Origin of the sequence: Roseimaritima multifibrata (assembly GCF_007741495.1) — a bacterium.
Lineage (GTDB): Bacteria > Planctomycetota > Planctomycetia > Pirellulales > Pirellulaceae > Roseimaritima > Roseimaritima multifibrata.
In genome coordinates, this window is record NZ_CP036262.1 from 4,882,031 (window position 1) to 4,899,286 (window position 17,256).

The 17,256-nt window shown below is 54.0% G+C and carries 10 protein-coding genes; 7 read left to right on the forward strand and 3 right to left on the reverse strand.

Annotated features, from left to right (window positions below; all coding sequences use genetic code 11):
- Positions 1-14: 14 nt before the first annotated feature.
- The 3 genes from FF011L_RS17660 to FF011L_RS17670 form a co-directional block, all read right to left on the reverse strand.
- Positions 15-3,044 carry a DUF1592 domain-containing protein gene (locus FF011L_RS17660; protein WP_145352914.1) on the reverse strand — a complete coding sequence of 1,010 codons (3,030 nt, stop codon included), beginning with the start codon at positions 3,042-3,044 and terminating at the stop codon, positions 15-17.
- A 323-nt stretch (positions 3,045-3,367) separates the two neighbouring features.
- Positions 3,368-4,705 carry an outer membrane protein assembly factor BamB family protein gene (locus FF011L_RS17665; RefSeq protein WP_145355511.1) on the reverse strand — a complete coding sequence of 446 codons (1,338 nt, stop codon included), beginning with the start codon at positions 4,703-4,705 and terminating at the stop codon, positions 3,368-3,370.
- A gap of 249 nt (positions 4,706-4,954) precedes the next feature.
- Positions 4,955-5,851, reverse strand: coding sequence for a helix-turn-helix domain-containing protein (locus FF011L_RS17670; protein WP_145352915.1), 897 nt, complete (start codon positions 5,849-5,851; stop codon positions 4,955-4,957).
- 234 nt (positions 5,852-6,085) lie between these two features.
- On the opposite strand from FF011L_RS17670, the gene FF011L_RS17675 reads away from it, so the two are divergent.
- The 7 genes from FF011L_RS17675 (at position 6,086) to FF011L_RS17705 (ending at position 17,204) form a co-directional block, all read left to right on the forward strand.
- Entirely contained in the window at positions 6,086-7,369 is a 1,284-nt protein-coding gene (locus tag FF011L_RS17675; RefSeq protein ID WP_145352916.1) for an L-rhamnose isomerase, read from the forward strand.
- Between the two features lie 75 nt (positions 7,370-7,444).
- Positions 7,445-8,881, forward strand: coding sequence for a purine-cytosine permease family protein (locus tag FF011L_RS17680; RefSeq protein ID WP_145352917.1), 1,437 nt, complete (start codon positions 7,445-7,447; stop codon positions 8,879-8,881).
- Positions 8,874-9,071, forward strand: coding sequence for a hypothetical protein (locus FF011L_RS17685; RefSeq protein ID WP_145352918.1), 198 nt, complete (start codon positions 8,874-8,876; stop codon positions 9,069-9,071). The genes FF011L_RS17680 and FF011L_RS17685 overlap by 8 nt, the downstream gene beginning before the upstream one ends.
- Positions 9,072-9,111: 40 nt before the next feature.
- Positions 9,112-12,516: a glycoside hydrolase family 78 protein gene (locus FF011L_RS17690; protein ID WP_145355514.1), complete on the forward strand. Its 3,405-nt coding sequence runs from the start codon at positions 9,112-9,114 to the stop codon at positions 12,514-12,516.
- 225 nt (positions 12,517-12,741) lie between these two features.
- Positions 12,742-14,220 (forward strand): sulfatase family protein, encoded by a 1,479-nt coding sequence (locus FF011L_RS17695; RefSeq protein WP_145352919.1) that lies wholly within the window; start codon positions 12,742-12,744, stop codon positions 14,218-14,220.
- An 85-nt stretch (positions 14,221-14,305) separates the two neighbouring features.
- Positions 14,306-15,793 (forward strand): aldehyde dehydrogenase family protein, encoded by a 1,488-nt coding sequence (locus FF011L_RS17700; protein WP_145352920.1) that lies wholly within the window; start codon positions 14,306-14,308, stop codon positions 15,791-15,793.
- Between the two features lie 124 nt (positions 15,794-15,917).
- Positions 15,918-17,204, forward strand: coding sequence for a class II aldolase/adducin family protein (locus FF011L_RS17705; protein ID WP_391560880.1), 1,287 nt, complete (start codon positions 15,918-15,920; stop codon positions 17,202-17,204).
- Positions 17,205-17,256 lie beyond the last annotated feature (52 nt).

The window sequence follows — 17,256 nt, forward strand, 5'->3', positions numbered from 1 at the left end:
ATTTCCAAGCAGTGTTATCGTTCATCCGAATCCCCTGACGCGATCGAGCGATCGTGTTGATTGGTACGGCCACGTTTCGTTAGGAAAGCATCACTTGTAACGATGCCCTCGATGAGAGAGCGAAAATGAATCGGCTGTTCTGAATCAGATTCGACGAGCGACTGAATCAAAACCTGATCGCCTAAGATCAAGGTCCTTCCCAAGGCGTAGGCCAGCAACTTGCTTGCCACGTTCCTTCGAAATTCGTCCGCTCTTTCAGCTCGTAAATATTCTTGCAGTCCAGCGATTCCGACGCGTTGAATTCCATCGGGAAAGAGGGCGGAATCATCGATCTTGCGGCCTCCTAGATCGATCATCCGTCGTTCACCGACCGGACCAAATCCTTCAAAGACCAATCCAATCGAATCGATTTTCTGATGGCAACTTGCACATGCCGCATGATCGCGGTGCATCGCCAGGGCTTCCCGAAGCGTTTGTTCCCCTAAATCCGCTTCGCTCGCAGGCAATTCCGGCACATCGGGCGGAGGAGGTGGGACGACTTCTCCCAGCAACCGGCGTATCACCCAGTACCCACGTTTCACGGGACTGGTTCGCAGCCCCGGGGCATTCTTTGTCAGAAAGACCGACATCGGCAGCAGGCCGCCGCGACCATATGCCGAAGCATCATCTATCTCCCTCCAAGTCGCATTGCCGTCCTGAGGAAATTCGATTCCATAGTGCTGGGCAAGTGGTTGATTCACAAACGTTCGCGACGAATCGATCAAGTCCTCCAGCGGCCTATCGGACTGAAACATATCGATCAAAAATCGAATCGGTTCCTCAAGCATCGCCTGACGCAGCGAGTCGTTGAATTCAGGAAAACGCTCTCGGTCGACACTGTTGTGTTCTTCAAACCGGCGGATATCCAACCAGTTCCCTCCGAACTCAAGTGCCAGACCGCGGACTTTCGGATCTTGCAGCATCCGTCGGGTTTGCGCCAAAAGGACTTCGGGTTCATGCAGTTTTCCGCTTGCCGCGGCTTGCCTTAGTTCTTCATCAGGCAGACTGGACCACAAAAAGAAACTCAAGCGACTGGCCAGTTCAATGTCCGTTAACGCCCGCACATTGTCGCTATCGCAAAGCAGATCGACGCGATAGGAAAAGTGTGGTGACATCAAGATGGAAACCAACAGGTCTTGCATCGCTTCTTCATGCGACAGGTGATCGGTTTCTCGGCGATCGCGATAAAACGAACGGAAAGAATCGATTTCGTTTGGCTGCAGATCCCGACGAAACGCTTGGGCCGCCAACTGAATCATCGATTCGACATGAATCGATTCCGTTTCCGAACGCGTCGTTTCCACCCAGCGAATCTGTGCACTGATATCGTCAAAATATTTTTCGATCGCTTTGACTGCGATTTCGCCCGCTCCATTTGCCTTCGCTTTGTGGAGGTAGATATCGGAAAGCTTTGCAATCGAATCGGCACGCAAAGAGGCTTTGTCTTCTGGTCGTGCAAAATCAAATTCAGGATCTCGCATGTATCCCGAATCGGTCCGTTCGAACCACAACATTCCTTGGAACTGTCGCTGCGGTGCCGAAGCAATGAAATCAAGTTCTTCCCACAACCGGTCCAGTTGCTGCTTTTCGTCGGCATCCAGCACCAATTCGACCAGGGGCTGATCATCACGGTAATAGCCCATCATGCTGTGGAACCCAGCATTCAGCAGCCGACCTTTTTGCTGTTTCTCTTTGGGAATTCCCAGGTAGTCTCGTCCCCGTTCTGAAACGTAAAACGCATCGGGGAAGGTGCTACAAAACCGTTCACAGTCCGCTTCAAAAGACTTGCGTTGTTCCTTCGACGGCAGGCTGAATTCATCCACATTCAGTTCATCGGATTCCGCTTTGGGATCGGACTTCGCTTCGGATTCCGGCTTTGCGGGTTTGTTTTCCTGCTTATTGAGAAACTGAAAACTAGGGCGTCGTCGATGGCGTGCGTACTGTCCGTTCTTCCATAACACAAATGCTTGCGACCCGGAGTGGACTCCGGTTACTTTCAAACCTTCGATTTCAGGTTCGAACCACTTCCTCGCTTTTTCAACATAGTCAGCCAATGCATCACATTCGATTTTTACCGGCTGGTAGGAATCGTCGGCTGTCGGCAATTCGGCAGGTGCCGGCAAATCCGAGAACATCTGATGCAGCCGAGCGAGCGGACTGTCGTTGGCGCCGGACTGTTGCAACGTCTCCCAAACGAGTGCAAGGTACGTTTCGCTGATTTGGTTGTCTGCCGCGATGCTTTCCAGCGTCGCCTCGGGTTTCCCTAATTCCTTGCGGTACTGAAACTGCCAGGCGGCAAAGAAATAATCCGCATAGTCGGTCGGCTGGCTTTTGTAGAACTGGACGATGCGATTAACGCAGTACTTGTCGCGGTCGGTATCGGTCGCCACAGGGTGGGGCGCGAATCGAATACCCGCTGGCGTTAAGACAAGATGCTCCGCAACCATCCGTGCTGCGTCCATTCCTTTTTTGATCAATGCCGGAGACATTCGCAGCGATTCGCCCGAGTTATCAAACCCTGCTTCGTTGGCAGGATCGACGGGGAACGTGCTGGTTGGGCGCAGATCGAAACCGGTTAAATCACGAATCGAATAATCGTATTCCGCATTACTCAGCCGACGGGCGTAAACGGGGCCGGGATCGCCCGCTTGCTTAGCCGATTCTTGCTGCAGCATGTCCTTGACCCATCGCACCACCTTGGCACGATCATTTTCGACCAAGGGCTGGGAAACGTCCTCAGGTGGCATGTCCCCCGATTCCATTTGATCCAAGACCTCTTCCCACACCGAATGCGACTGCACTACCGAATCGGTGTCCGAGAACGGGACAAGGTTCAGGCCTGCCGCTTCGGTTTCGGCATCGTGACATTCCACGCAGTGAGCTTTGACAACGGGCAATACGTCACGCGCGAAACGCTTCTGTAGTCCGTCGGCAGCCGCTTCCGCGAACGTCAACTTCAGTGGCAATAGGCAGAGGACAAAACAAATGCCCCAGCATTTGGACATGCGTCATTTCCGTGGCAAACGCAACAAAACCGCGGCGAACCGACAGTGCTTCATCACAGTGGGGAGGGAAGGGTTAAGGAGGGATGTCCAGTATAACGCAAAAAAACAGGCTCCTGCAAAGTCGATGCAAATAGACGACGCAGTTATCCTACGGGAAAAACACTAGGCCAAAACGACGGTTTTTCGGCTCGCCGATTCCCCCAAATCCTGAACGGAACGGACCAAATCGGCGATTGATTTCGTCAGTGCCCCCTTTCGTTTGGCGAAAAGGGGACACACTTTCTGCGATTTCGACGCCACCGGTCGCTAAATCAACGGTTGGCCTACGGCTTGGCGATGCAGTACAGGTGCGATTTACTGCGGATGAAAATTTCATCGCCGACGATTGCCGGGGAGGCGTCCACACTGTCATCCAGTTTGTTAGTCGCGACGACCTGCATCGTATCGCCGTGCTTTAAGACAACCGTGGTCCCGTCTCGCCCTGTTACGTAGATATGGTCATTCGCTGCAACGGGCGAAGCATAGATGCTGGAAATTTCGGGCAACCGAGTCGGTTCGATGACAAGTTCGCCGGTCTTGGCCTGCCGAGAGACCAACACGCCGGTATTTGATTTATTGAAGTACAGCTGCCCTTTGTATAGAACCGGCGACGGCACGTACGGCGCCGCGTCCTCTTCGACCCAGGAAACACGATCGGTATCCGTCAAATCCCCTTTGGAACTTAGCGGGATCGAATAGATCGCGTAGCCTCGATACCCCGTCATGCAGATCACGTTGTCCTCGAACCGAACCGGTGTCGGGATCGGATTGGTCACTTGACCACCACACTCCCAAATCAAATCTCCGTTTGCCAAATCGTAACTTCGTACCCGATTGGTGCCATTGGTTATCACTTGGCTGCCACCGTCAAAATCTGTGATCAAAGGGGTCGCCCAGGTTGTCGGTTCATCGCGTGCGGTTCGCCATTTTTCCTCTCCCGTCTTTCCGTCCAGGGCGACGAGAAACGAATCACCTTCGTGGTCCCAGGGAACCACAAGAATTCCATTGTGTAGGGCAGGGGAGCTAGCTTCCCCGAATGCGTTTCGCGTTTGCATCTGCCCAAGGTCCCGTTGCCACTGTACTTTGCCATCTAGATCCAGACAGAACACGCCTCGAGAACCGAACGAAACAAATAAATGCTCTCCATCGGTTACCGGCGAAGAAGAAGCGAAGGTATTGGTACTGTGCCCCGCTTCGTGCGGTACCTGCTGGGTCAACGAGGTCCGCCAAATTTCTTTTCCGGTCGCTCGGTCAAAAGCCAACACCATGAAATCATAATAATGCGTCGGAGATTCCGGACGGCCGCGTCCTCTTCCACCTCGACGCGATTCAGTCTGCGGACCTGCCGCTTTCGGTTGCGTTTCTGCAGCCGCCCCCTCTTCTTGACGATCGGTCTTCACCGCCGCACTTACGTAAACACGATCATTCAGAACAATTGCGGTTGAACTGCCTACCCCCGGGACGGGGACCTTCCAGCGTACGTTCTCCGATTCGCCCCAGCTAATAGGTGGCGCCGCATCCACGGCCACCCCATTTCCTTGGGGGCCTCGCCATCGAGGCCAAGAATCCGAATCGGCCGCGTTGGTTGCCGTTTGCCATGATGCACAGCCCAAGCCAAACATGGCCAAGCAGAAAAAGATTGTCGCCCTCAAGGGTTTCTCCCAAACAAAAATTAGAGTTCTGCGAATGATAGGTGAACGATGATCACAGAATTGGCATCGACCCCGCGGTCCGTTTAACAATTTACAGCAGGCTTGGCATGCTGGGCAAACAAAATGCAACGCATCCGGCCAATTTTGTTCCCGACAGCCTCGCTCCGCCGCAGCCCCAATTCGGGCAAGTAATTTTCAGAGTGGTGCGTGCAGGCGACCTCAGCCGTATCCGTCGTTACCATCCCCGATCACCTGCTCGCTTCGATTTCGGTATTCCCTTGGCGACGTCCCATTTAGCAATCGAAACTGCCGGCTGAAATAATTACTGTCTCCGAAACCGACCGTCAGGGCGATTTGGGTGATGCTCTGATCACTTTGCTGAAGCAATTGACAGGCTCGTTGGATCCGGCGACGAATCAGGTACTTGATCGGCGGAGCGCCCATCGTCGCTTCGAAGGTGCGAATAAAGTTTCGTCGTGACATCCCCGAGATTTCGATCAGCTCTTTTAGCGAAATCGGGTCGGTGTAGTGCCTTTCGATATGGGCGATCGCTTCGGCGATTCGGAGCAGGGATTTGCTTTGTGGATTTCGTGACTGGTTGTAGCAGCGAGCCAGAAAGGTTGCCAATTGCAGCCACGTCGTCGTTGCCATCACACCGAATCCGGGTCCTCGCTGGTCTAGTTCCCCCTCCAACTGGTCGACCAACCGAATCGCTTCGGCCAATTCAACCGGCGCCAACTGCAAGCGACTACTGAACATATGCCGTTTCCGCCAAGCAGGCTCCAAGGTGAATAGCGTGTGATACCCCGGTAGGGAATGAAGATCACTGAAAGCGAGCGGCAATTGAGCGGAGTCGAACAACACATTGATCAGGCTCAGACGATCCATATTTAAATAGTCATGAGGTCGATCGCCTCCGATGACAAACGTATCGCCTGCAGTCAATTCGTAGGTGTCTTCACCCGTTATATGGACCCCTTTTCCCCCCGTGATGATCACGATTTCCGAGAACTCGTGCGAATGCAGGCCAAAGGGTTCTTGCGGATCACGCCGTTCCACTGCGATCGGGAACCCATCGGGGTGGAACCAATCCTGCTTCCTCAGTTTTCGAATCATTCGCCTACCCCAATCAAATAGCCCTACTGGGGATCCTGCTCCATCGAGAATCCACACGCGGGTAAATCCAAGAACCTGCTCCTCGGGCTGCAAACCGGCCAGCCCGGCACTATTGTGCTACTTCGTGTCACAATCGTCAAGGTTTTACGATCGAATATCACTAAACTATGGCTACAGCAGCTTCACTAGAATGCCGGAAAGAGCCTTTCCTTTCCCTTGACCCGGAATCAGCCCATGACCAATCCAGCCAATATCGAGAAAGCTTTTCTGCTTGCCAAGGAGCAATACGCATCACTTGGAGTGGACGTCGACGCCGCTTTGGAAAAAATTCGAAGCGTTGCGATCTCGGTTCACTGCTGGCAGGGGGACGACGTTGCGGGCTTTGAAGGGGATGAGGGAGCCCTCGGCAACGGGTTGGCCGTGACCGGCAACTATCCCGGACGCGCTCGGACGGCGGATGAACTGAAAAGCGACCTGGAACTTGCCTACTCGTTGATCCCGGGCAAGCACCGTTTGAACCTGCATGCAATGTACGGGGACTTCAATGGCCCCGTCGATCGCGATCAAATCGAAGTCGAACACTTCCAGGGCTGGATCGATTGGGCGGCAAGCCAAGAAATCAGTTTGGATTTCAACCCCAGCTATTTCTCTCATCCCAAGGCAGCGGACGGGTTTACGCTTGCACATGCCGACGAGGGAATTCGCCAGTTCTGGATCGACCACGGCATCGCCTGCCGCAAGATCGCCGCAGCGATGGGGAAAGCCCAAGGGAATCCGTGCATCAACAACTTCTGGGTCCCCGATGGCTACAAGGACACTCCAGCCAGTCGTAAGGCGCCGCGTGAGAGATTGGCGGCATCGCTAGACGCAATTTTCTCTGAAAACCTACCGGCAGCCCACACGTTGGATGCTGTTGAATGCAAGCTATTTGGGATTGGCAGTGAAAGCTACGTTGTTGGGTCCCATGAATTTTACATGGGATATGCGATCTCGCGCAACAAGGTTCTTTGCCTAGACGCAGGGCATTTTCATCCAACGGAAGGGATCTCCGACAAAATCTCTTCGGTCTTAATGTATGTCCCAGAACTACTCTTGCATGTCAGTCGTGGGGTTCGCTGGGACAGTGACCACGTCGTCACTTACAGCGATGAATTACAGGCGATCATGCAAGAAATCGTTCGCGGCGATTACCTGAACCGAGTCCACATTGGTTTAGATTTCTTTGATGCCAGTATCAATCGCGTCGCCGCCTGGGCGATCGGAACTCGCAACGCATTGAAGGCGCTTTTGGCAGCCTCGCTGGAACCTACCGAAAAACTTCAGCAACTGGAGCGTGATGGCGATTTCACGTCCCGCCTAGCATTAATGGAAGAACAAAAAACGATGCCGCTGGGTGCGATCTGGGACCACTACTGCCAGTCCGTCGGCGTCCCCGTCGGTGCCGAGTGGCTGAACAAAGTCCAAGAATACGAGAAAACGACGCTTTCCCTCCGGAGCTCTTGCTCGGCAACCGTGTAGCGTCCTTCACTACTCACTCCAGTCATTACACTGGAAACCGAATCACCCCGTTAATCAGAAACCACGAGAGCCCTCATGACGGACGACAACGCCTCGAACTCAGGTGGAGAATTTGAACGCGAACCGGTTCCAAATTCCGCACTGCTAGGTTCAGGAAAATTCTGGGGCATGTACGCCGGCGAACATGCCGCGGGTACGGAATTCATGATCGGTCCCCTTTTTCTCGCGGCAGGGGCCAGTCTATCGGACCTATTGCTGGGTCTGTTGCTGGGCAATTTTTTAGCCGTGCTGACGTGGCGGTTCCTAGTGGTACCGATCGCAATGGCCAAGCGAATGACGCTGTACTACCAACTGGAAAGAATCGCCGGGGGATCCTTGGTCAAGTTCTATAACTTGATCAACGGCCTACTTTTCTGCTTTTTAGCGGGCGCGATGGTAACGGTTTCAGCTTCGGCGGTTGGAGTTCCATTTGACATCACCTTTGATGTACCAAGCAACATGTTCGGGTTAAGCAACCCATCCTTCACGGCATTGGTTGCAATCGTAGGGATCGTCATCGCCGCGGTTGCAGCGGGCGGATACGAACGGGTCGCACGTTTTGCAAATATTGCGGCCCCCTGGATGATCGGCGTCTTCGCCGCCTGTGGAATCGTCTCGCTAACCCAGATGGACGCGACCAACATGGCCGCATTGTCAGAGGGAAAATACTGGACCGATGCGGTAGCCTTTGTTCAAGAGAAAAACGGATCGGAAACCTTTGGGTTCTGGCAGATTGTTGTCTTTGCTTGGTTGTGCAACGGAGCGATGCACTTCGGGATGGCCGACCTTTCCATCTTTCGTTTTGCCCGCAGTAAGGCCTCTGGCTGGGCTCCTGCCATCGGGATGTTCCTGGGACACTACATGGCCTGGATTGCCGCCGCCCTCCTCCTGGCGGCGTTGATTAAACTGCAACCGGATCTAGCAACCGGAGCCGACGGGAAGGTGGTCGCCAATCCCGGTATGCTTGCGTACCAATCGCTCGGGTGGGCAGGAATCATCTGCGTCGTGATCGCGGGTTGGACAACCGCCAACCCCACGATCTACCGCGCCGGCCTAGCGTTCCAGGGCGTGTTACCGAAAACTTCGCGAACCGCGATGACTTTGACTGCAGGGGCGGTCGCAACCATCGCCGGAGCGTTCCCCAATCTTTCGGCTCAACTGCTGGGATTTGTCGGTACTTACGGAACCATCTTAGGCCCGATGGGAGCCGTCATCTTTGTCGATTTTTATCTACTGAAACGTTTTGGACTTCGAGACGAATACGCCACCCACAGTGGAATCAAAGTCAATTCAGCCGTGATGATTGCCTGGTTGCTGCCGGTGATCGTCGGCCTGTATCTGATTTTCTGGCAGGGCATCTTTGCTGCGTATGCCGTCATTCCGTGCTGGGTTGCCTGTGGAATCCTCTACCTAATCCTTAGCAAATTCACCCAACGAACACTGCCGAACCAAGAGGCCTTATCTCATGAATAAAATTGCCAAAATTGTTTCTTTGATAACGCTTGGATTGGTGATTGTCCCGTGCCTGCAGTTCTTCGTGGGCACAGCCAGTCTGGAAACCGTCAAAACAACCGCCTTGATCGGCACCATCGGTTGGTTCATTGCCACCCCGATATGGATGAGCCGCCCGCTGCCGAGCGATGCTGAACGAGTTGAAATCTAGAAATCACTGAACTCCCGGAATTTCCCCCATGCTTTGCAACATGAAAACGCTATACACAACTTTTGGACTGCTACTTGGACTATTTGTCGTCGCCAATGTGGCGGCCGTGGAACCTGTCCATCTTCGCTGTGAGTACCTCGAGAACCCGGTGGGCATCGACATCACTCAGCCTCGCCTGAGTTGGCAACTAGAATCCAAGACGCGTGGGGAACAGCAAACGGCCTACCGGATCCTTGTCGCTTCGACTGCCGAGAAATTGGCAAGCGATGAGGGAGACCTGTGGGATTCTGGGAAGATCGATTCGAACCAAACCCTCTTTATTAAATACGCGGGGACTCCGTTAACATCCCGTCAACAATGTTTTTGGAAAGTCCAAGTCTGGGACCAACAGAATGGGGATGCGAAATCGGCACCAACGTCGGTCAGCGAACCAGCGTCGTGGTCGATGGCGCTGCTTAAGGATTCCGACTGGTCTGCCGAATACATCAGTTACGATGACAAAGAACCGATCTATACGGATACGGAAAACCTCTATCTGCCCGCGGCCCGGCAATACCGCAAAGAGTTCCACGCTTCGAATCAAATAGTGCGTGCTACCGTCTATGCGACTGCGTTGGGGATCTACGAATTGCACCTGAATGGGCAAAGAGTTAGCGATGCCCTCTTTGCCCCTGGCTGGACCGATTATCGGCAGCGAGCCTACTACAATACCTACGATGTGACCCAAATGGTTCAATCAGGTGACAATGCGTTGGGAGCCTGGGTGGCGGACGGTTGGTACAGCGGCTACGTCGGTTTCGGTTTACTTACAGGCATGGGGACCGAGAAAACCGGACGTGCCACCTACGGGAAAACGCCTTCGGTGATGGCTCAGTTAGAAATCGAGTATGCCGATGGTTCACGCCAAGTCGTCGGGACCGATTCCACTTGGAAGGTGACCGGAAACGGCCCGATTCAAGAGGCCGACCTGCTGATGGGCGAAGCGTACGACGCGCGAAAGGAAATGCCTGGTTGGTCACGCCCGGGATTTCGTGACGACACTTGGGATCAAGCGGTCCTCGCCAAGGATAATGGCCACCCAAAAGCAAAATTCTTCCAACGCCACAATCCTGAAAAACCGGGACAAGGCGTTCGCAATCTAGGCATCGAAACCGACTTTGGTTTCCAACGCCCCAAACTGGAAGCTTTTCCAGGCGTCGCTGTCCGCGTAACGGAACAGCTTCGGACCAAAACGGTAACCAAACGGGACGACGGGACATTCATGTTTGATCTAGGGCAGAACTTTGCCGGAACGATCCGCTTAAAAGTCAAAGGGCCTGCCGGACAGAAAATTCGTATTCGGTATGGCGAAATGCTCCACCCCGATGGCCGCCTGATGACGGAGAATCTCCGCAAAGCACGGGCAACCGATTTTTATATTTGCAAAGGCGACCCCGAGGGTGAAACCTACGAACCTCGTTTCACGTTCCATGGATTCCAGTTCGTTGAACTATCGAATTGTGCAACACCGCCAACCAAGGAAGCCGTCACCGGTTTGGTGATCCACAGCGATACGCCAATGACCAGTACATTTACGTGTAGCGATCCAATGGTCAATCAACTGTTCAAGAATGTCGTTTGGACTCAGCGTGCGAATTTCCTAGACCTGCCGACCGACTGCCCTCAACGTGACGAGCGAATGGGCTGGACCGGCGACGCGCAGGCCTATGTCGCGACCGCGGCCTACAACGCAGACATCGGAGCCTTCTACACGAAATGGCTTCGAGAGCTGATGGAATCTCAACGTCCCAGCGGTGCCTTCCCCGGATACGCTCCGTTCCCGTTCCAGCATGGTTGGGATTTTGGGACCGCTTGGGCCGATGCGGGGGTCATTTGCCCTTGGACAATCTGGCAGTTCTATGGCGACACCCAAGTCATCGAAGATTGCTGGGAACCGATGGAACGATTCATGGACTGGCGCAACCGAACCAGTGTCGATAACCTTGGCGTCGCCCACGGGAATGCCTGGGGAGACTGGTTGGCCCAAGGTGCGGAAACGCCGCTCGATTACGTCGACACCATCTACTACGCAATTTCGGCCAACATGATGGCTGAAATGGCTGCCGCGACGGGACGCGCTGACAAAGCCGCCGCGTATCGAGGTCAATTCGAAAAAACGAAAGCTGCCTTTCAAGCGAAATACCTAAACGCTGACGGCAGCGTGAACGTCAATACGCAAACCGCACAAGCGCTTGCTCTGTTTGCGAACCTGATCCCCGACAAGATGCGTGACCAGACCGGTCAACACCTTGCCAAGATGGTGGCCGAAAACGGCAACCACATGGCAACCGGCTTCCTGGGAACTCGGCCGCTGCTGCCCGTCCTTTCGGCTTCGGGACAAAACGACCTTGCAGCCTTTCTGTTGCAGTCACGCGAATTTCCGTCGTGGGGTTACGAAATTTCCAATGGAGCCACCACCATTTGGGAACGCTGGGACAGTTACACCAAAGAGGACGCTTTCGGACGCCATAACGCGGCCATGAATTCGTTCTCGCACTATGCGTTTGGAGCGGTCTGTGAATGGATGTTCGCGACCTTGGCAGGGATTCAATCGGATGGTCCAGGGTTCCAGAAGATCATCATCCATCCGCATCCGCCGGCTCCCGGTAGTAACGGAATGCACAAGCCGATCGACTGGGTGAAAGCCAGCTATGATTCGATCCGCGGAACCATCCGCAGCGACTGGAAGATCGACAACGATCGCTTCCACTTAAACGTGACGATCCCTGCCAACACCACGGCAACGGTTTACCTGTTAACCGCAGATCCCACCTCGATCACCGAAGGCGGAAAAGCCCTGCAGGGGAATCCCTTTGTGAAGTTGCTTCGCCACGAAGCGGGGGCCGCCGTCCTTTCGGTCGCATCGGGAACCTATGAATTCTCCGCGACCAATGGGATCAAAAATTCAGACCGAACATTGGTCACGTCGAAACCGAAGGACACTTCGATCAATCCGGACCGAATCGACCTAACCGGAGCCAAGAAAGTTGCCAGCTGGGATTTCTCCAATCCTGCGGATGTGGCCAAGTGGGTCGAACGAAAAGGAGTCGAAATCGTGCAACGCGACGGGAAAACGATGTTGGTTGCTACCGCGGATGATTCGCAAATGGCGGCTCGCTTAAGCGCTGAAGCGAGCGGAAACATTGCGATTGAATTGGTAGCGATGCCCGCCGACGGAGCGTCCAGCCAGTTTTTCTGGGCTGAATCTTCAAAAGGCTTTAACGGGATCCAGCAATCAAAACGGACGCTGAAGCCTGCGGAACAAGTGAACGCTTACCTATTTAAAGTAAGCGGCTCGGAACCGGTCGGACAGCTCCGTTTCGATCCGTTTGCAACCTACGACAAGTACGCCGATGCCGGCGAAATGATCATCGAATCGATATCGGTCTATCAACTTGCCCAATAGGTTCCTGTTAGCTGGCTGCCCCGGCAGCCCTCCCTTTCACTTACCTGGCAGGCGATCACCTGTCGGGTAAGACCTTGGGGGCGTGCCCCACAAGCAATTGCTGATTTCCCCAAGGTAGCAAATCGGCTTGAGCGGCCGGAAAAGACCTCCGTCGTATGGTGGTGTCACCGGCCAGCTTGCGGCGTTGGGCGAACCGAAGTCCACGCCACCACTGGCCATTCTCTTATGAACACAATGCAAATTCGAATCGCGACGACGGCTTGCTTATCTCTGCTGGCAGGCCTGATTTCTGCCGCAGATCACCCCAACATTCTATTTGTATTGACCGAGGACCAAGGGGCTCACATGAGTGCTTTAGGAACTCCGGGGTTGCAGACGCCACACATGGATTCGATCGCGAAATCAGGAATTACCTTCCGGAATGCCTTCGTTGCGTACCCCGTGTGTTCAGCCTCAAAAGCGGCGATTTATACAGGCCTTCACTGCCATACGAATGGGATCCTCAACAACACCCACAACTACCATAAACCTGCGGATCAAGTCACCGCGGAAGAACACAACCGACTGCTTGCCAGGAAAAACCGAATCCAAGACCGGTTCACAACCCTACCTGAAATCTTGCGGGCCAACGGGTACTACCAAGGCGTCACCCACAAACTGCATGTCCTTCCCAATCGCAAATTTCCGTACGATGAATTTTTGCACGGCAGCAAGCAGGAAATCGCCGATTTCATGACGCATGCGGCAAGCCGGAAGCAACCCTGGTTCTTGCTGGTCAACATTCCCAATTCTCACCGTCCTTATCCCAACAGCGATAAAAAACCGATCCGAGTGAACCCTGATTCGGTCTCGCTACCGGCGTTCCTCCCCGATACGCCGACGGTCCGCAAAGACTGGTCAGAATACCTTGCGGGGATCGAAGAAGCAGACGTATTGACCGGACAGGCCCTCGCTTCCCTCCATAAATCCGGACAGGCAGACAACACGATTGTGATCTTCATGAGCGATCATGGGCCCACGTTCCAGCATGGAAAAATGACTCTTTACGATTTGGGGCTTCGGGTTCCCCTGATAATAAGTGGACCGGGAATAGCGGCAGATGCGACAAGGAAAGAGCTGATCAGCGAACTTGATTTACTGCCGACATTGCTTGAATGGTGTGGGCTTCAAGCCAATATCGATTATCCACTTCACGGACAATCCTTCGCCGATTTACTGAATGCCGAGCAAAAGCCAAGCGATCAATCGAAACGCAGGGAGTACGTTTTTGCGGAAATATCGAACCGAGGGCCATTACCCAATGATGGAATGCAAGAACGTTCGGTTTTCGATGGCCGCTGGAAACTGATCTATCGTAAAAATGTTAAAACCGCTTGGCGGCAAGTGAATGCGGATTCGCGACAATTCAAGACTTGGGGAAATCGGACCTACGCCGAAACGGTTCGGGTAAAAGACCAGTTCCCCATGCAGTACCGCATTTTAGCGGAGATGGATCCACAAAATCTTGGGGCGGTGGTCCCCGAAATCGAGCTTTATGATTTGCAGTCGGACCCTGATGAAATCGAGAACCTCGCCGCGCAACCGGAACACCAACCAACCCTGAAGCGGCTTTCGGCAGCTCTCCAAGACTGGGCAGAAGAAACCAACGACACCGCGTTACTCGGGACTACGGAAAAAGCCCCCGAGATTCGAAACACGAACTAGAACGTACCCCCATCCTCCCTCGCACAGCCAGTCTGTTAAATTGAGGGGCTAATCTATCAATCAACATCCCAAACGGAGTCAACCAATGAGCGTCATCGCTAAACTCGAATTGCTTCCCGAAGTGGAAGCCTTTCTGAACAAGAGTCCTTTCGCCAGTTTCGTTGGTGGGAAAGAGTTTCCAGCTGCGTCTGGCAAGTTGATTCCAACACTTGACCCTGGCTCTGGCGAAACCATTGCTGAAATCCATGATTTGGACGCCAGTGAGATCGATCGCGCCGTTGACATCGCCAACGAAGCGTTCCCCGCTTGGTCCGGATTGACACAACCGGAACGGAGTCAAATTTTGCTGCAGTTGGCTGCGGCTGTTGAAAAACACAAACCGATCATTGCTCAGATTGAATCGCTGGACGCCGGCAAGATCCAGGCTCAAGCTGCAGGTGACGTTCAAAACTTCGTCGACACCCTTCGCTACTTTGTTGGTCTGGCCGATCAAGTCCAAACGCGAACAAAACTGGATTCGCCAGGATACGATGCTTGGACCTATAAGCAGCCCTGGGGTGCATGTGCTTTCATTTTCCCTTGGAACTTTCCGTTTCTTTTGATCGGCTGGGGAATTTCACCCGCTTTGGCGGCCGGAAACACCGTGGTGATCAAACCGGCTGAAGACACCTCGTTGTCGGCGCTATATCTAGCACAACTAGCAAAAGAGATTGGCGTTCCTGACGGAGTCATCAACGTAGTCACCGGACGCGGGGCGACCGCCGGGGCAGCGCTTACCCAAAACAAGAACATCAAGCGGATGTCTTTCACCGGTTCACCAGAAGTCGGCCAGTTGGTCGGCGAGGCATGCGGCCGCAATCTCATTCCAGTCAAATTGGAATTGGGTGGTAAAGGGGCAGCGGTTGTTTTCGACGATGTCGATGTCGCGGAAACGGCAAAAGCCCTTGTCGGGGCAATCACGTTCCACAGCGGACAGGTCTGTTGCGATGCGACTCGCTGGTTGATTCAAGAAGACATCTACGACGAATTTGTCGCTCAGTGCATCAAATTGATGAAGGATGTGAAAATCGGTCATCCACTTGACCCCAACAGTCAGATGGGACCTGTCGTCAATCCCAAGCAGTGCGAACGCGTCCTTGGCTACCAAACAAAAGGCAAAGCTGGCGGAGCGGAATGTATCTACGGCGGAGGTGCCGCCACCGTCGAGGGATATGAAGGAAATTATGTCAATCCAGCACTGCTGGCAGGGACCCTGGACAACGTTGCTGCACAGGAAGAAATTTTTGGGCCTGTCGCTTACTTGGCGAAGTTCAGCACCGAAGAAGAAGCAATCGCGATGGCCAACGATACCCAGTACGGCTTGGCCAATAGTGTTTGGACCACCGACAACGATCGTGCGGCACGTGTCGCCGAAGCGATGATCGCCGGCAATAGCTGGATCAACGCTCATAATGTCTTTGCCCAAGGCGTTCCTTATGGCGGAGTGAATAAGAGCGGAATGGGTGGCGGCGTCCTATCGGTGGAAACTCTGATGGATTATTACCGCAGCACATCGGTCGTCCGACCTCTGTAACAGCAAGTCCCACGGCTAGCGTTCCTTGGACGGTCTCTAACCTTCCAAGGGACGTCGCCTTGCCGATTCCGGCAAACCTAGTCGTCGCAACACAACAATGTCACTCCGTACTGGTCGTATCGATATGCCCCGCAATCTAGTTCATCCACGTGACGAAATCATGCGAACGATGGATCGCATCTACCGGTACCGGATGACCACGACGTCCGGCGGTAATCTTTCGATTCGTGATGAAGCGGGAAACATTTGGATCACCCCCGCCCGTGTGGACAAGGGCAATCTGACTCGCAACGACATCGTCTGCGTAAAACCAAACGGGGAAGTGGAAGGCCTTCACCCACCTTCCTCCGAATTCCCATTCCACAAAGCGATTTACGCCGCCCGCCCCGATATCAAGGCGATCGTCCACGCTCATCCGGTTGCCCTGGTTGCGTTTAGCATCTGTCAACTGGCGCCCAATACGCGGCTCTTTCATCAGGCTCATAGCGTTTGCGGCAAGGTGGGCTTTGCACCGTACGCATGCCCCGGTAGCGAGGCTCTCGGTCAAAGTATCGCGGAAACATTCTCGGAAGGCTGCGACAGTGTGATCTTGGAAAATCATGGCGTCGTCGTTGGCGGCGACTGCTTGGCATCCGCCTTCAAGCGATTCGAAGCGTTTGAGTTCGCGGGGAAAACACTTGTCAAAGCAAATCAACTGGGGGAGGTTCGCTACCTCAGCGATACCCAATTGGAAGCGGCCGCGCAGCGTGGTGTTGATTTCCAGTCTTATGACCCGGGGGTCGCCACGGCGAGCGAGCAAGAACTTCGCCGACAACTATGCGACTTCGTCCGCAGAGGCTGCCGGCAACGATTGCTAATCAGTACCGAAGGTAGTTTTTCGGCCCGAGTCGATGGTCAGTCGTTTTTAATCACCCCCACTCAGATGGACCGTGAACTGCTTCAAGCCGACGACTTTGTCTTGGTCGATGGCGATCGTCGCGAAGCTGGAAAACTTGCCAGCCGAGCCGCTCGGGCTCACCAAGCTATTTATGCGAAACACCCTCATGTTCAGGCCATCGTTTTTGCCCACCCGGTCAATGCAACCGCATTCAGCGCGACGGCAACTCCGCTGGACGTTCGCACCATCCCGGAAAGTTACGTCTTTTTACGCGATGTAAAACGAGCAGACTACGGAGTCCAGTACGGTGACGATGGCGGGATCGCCGATTTCATCTCGGCCAGAAACCCCGCAGCCATTCTGGAAAACGATGGAGTCCTGGTGACAGGTTTAAGCGTGCTGGATGCATTCGATCGGCTGGAAGTCCTAGAATCGACCGCCGAAGCGGTCATCAATGCCAAATCGATTGGGGCGGTATCAACGATGCCTACCAAAGTCATCGATGAACTCTGCGAAGCCTTTAATCTGCACTAACTGCAGGTTGGCGTTTCGCTTTGAACGTTGCCCAAAACAAAAACGCCTTGCC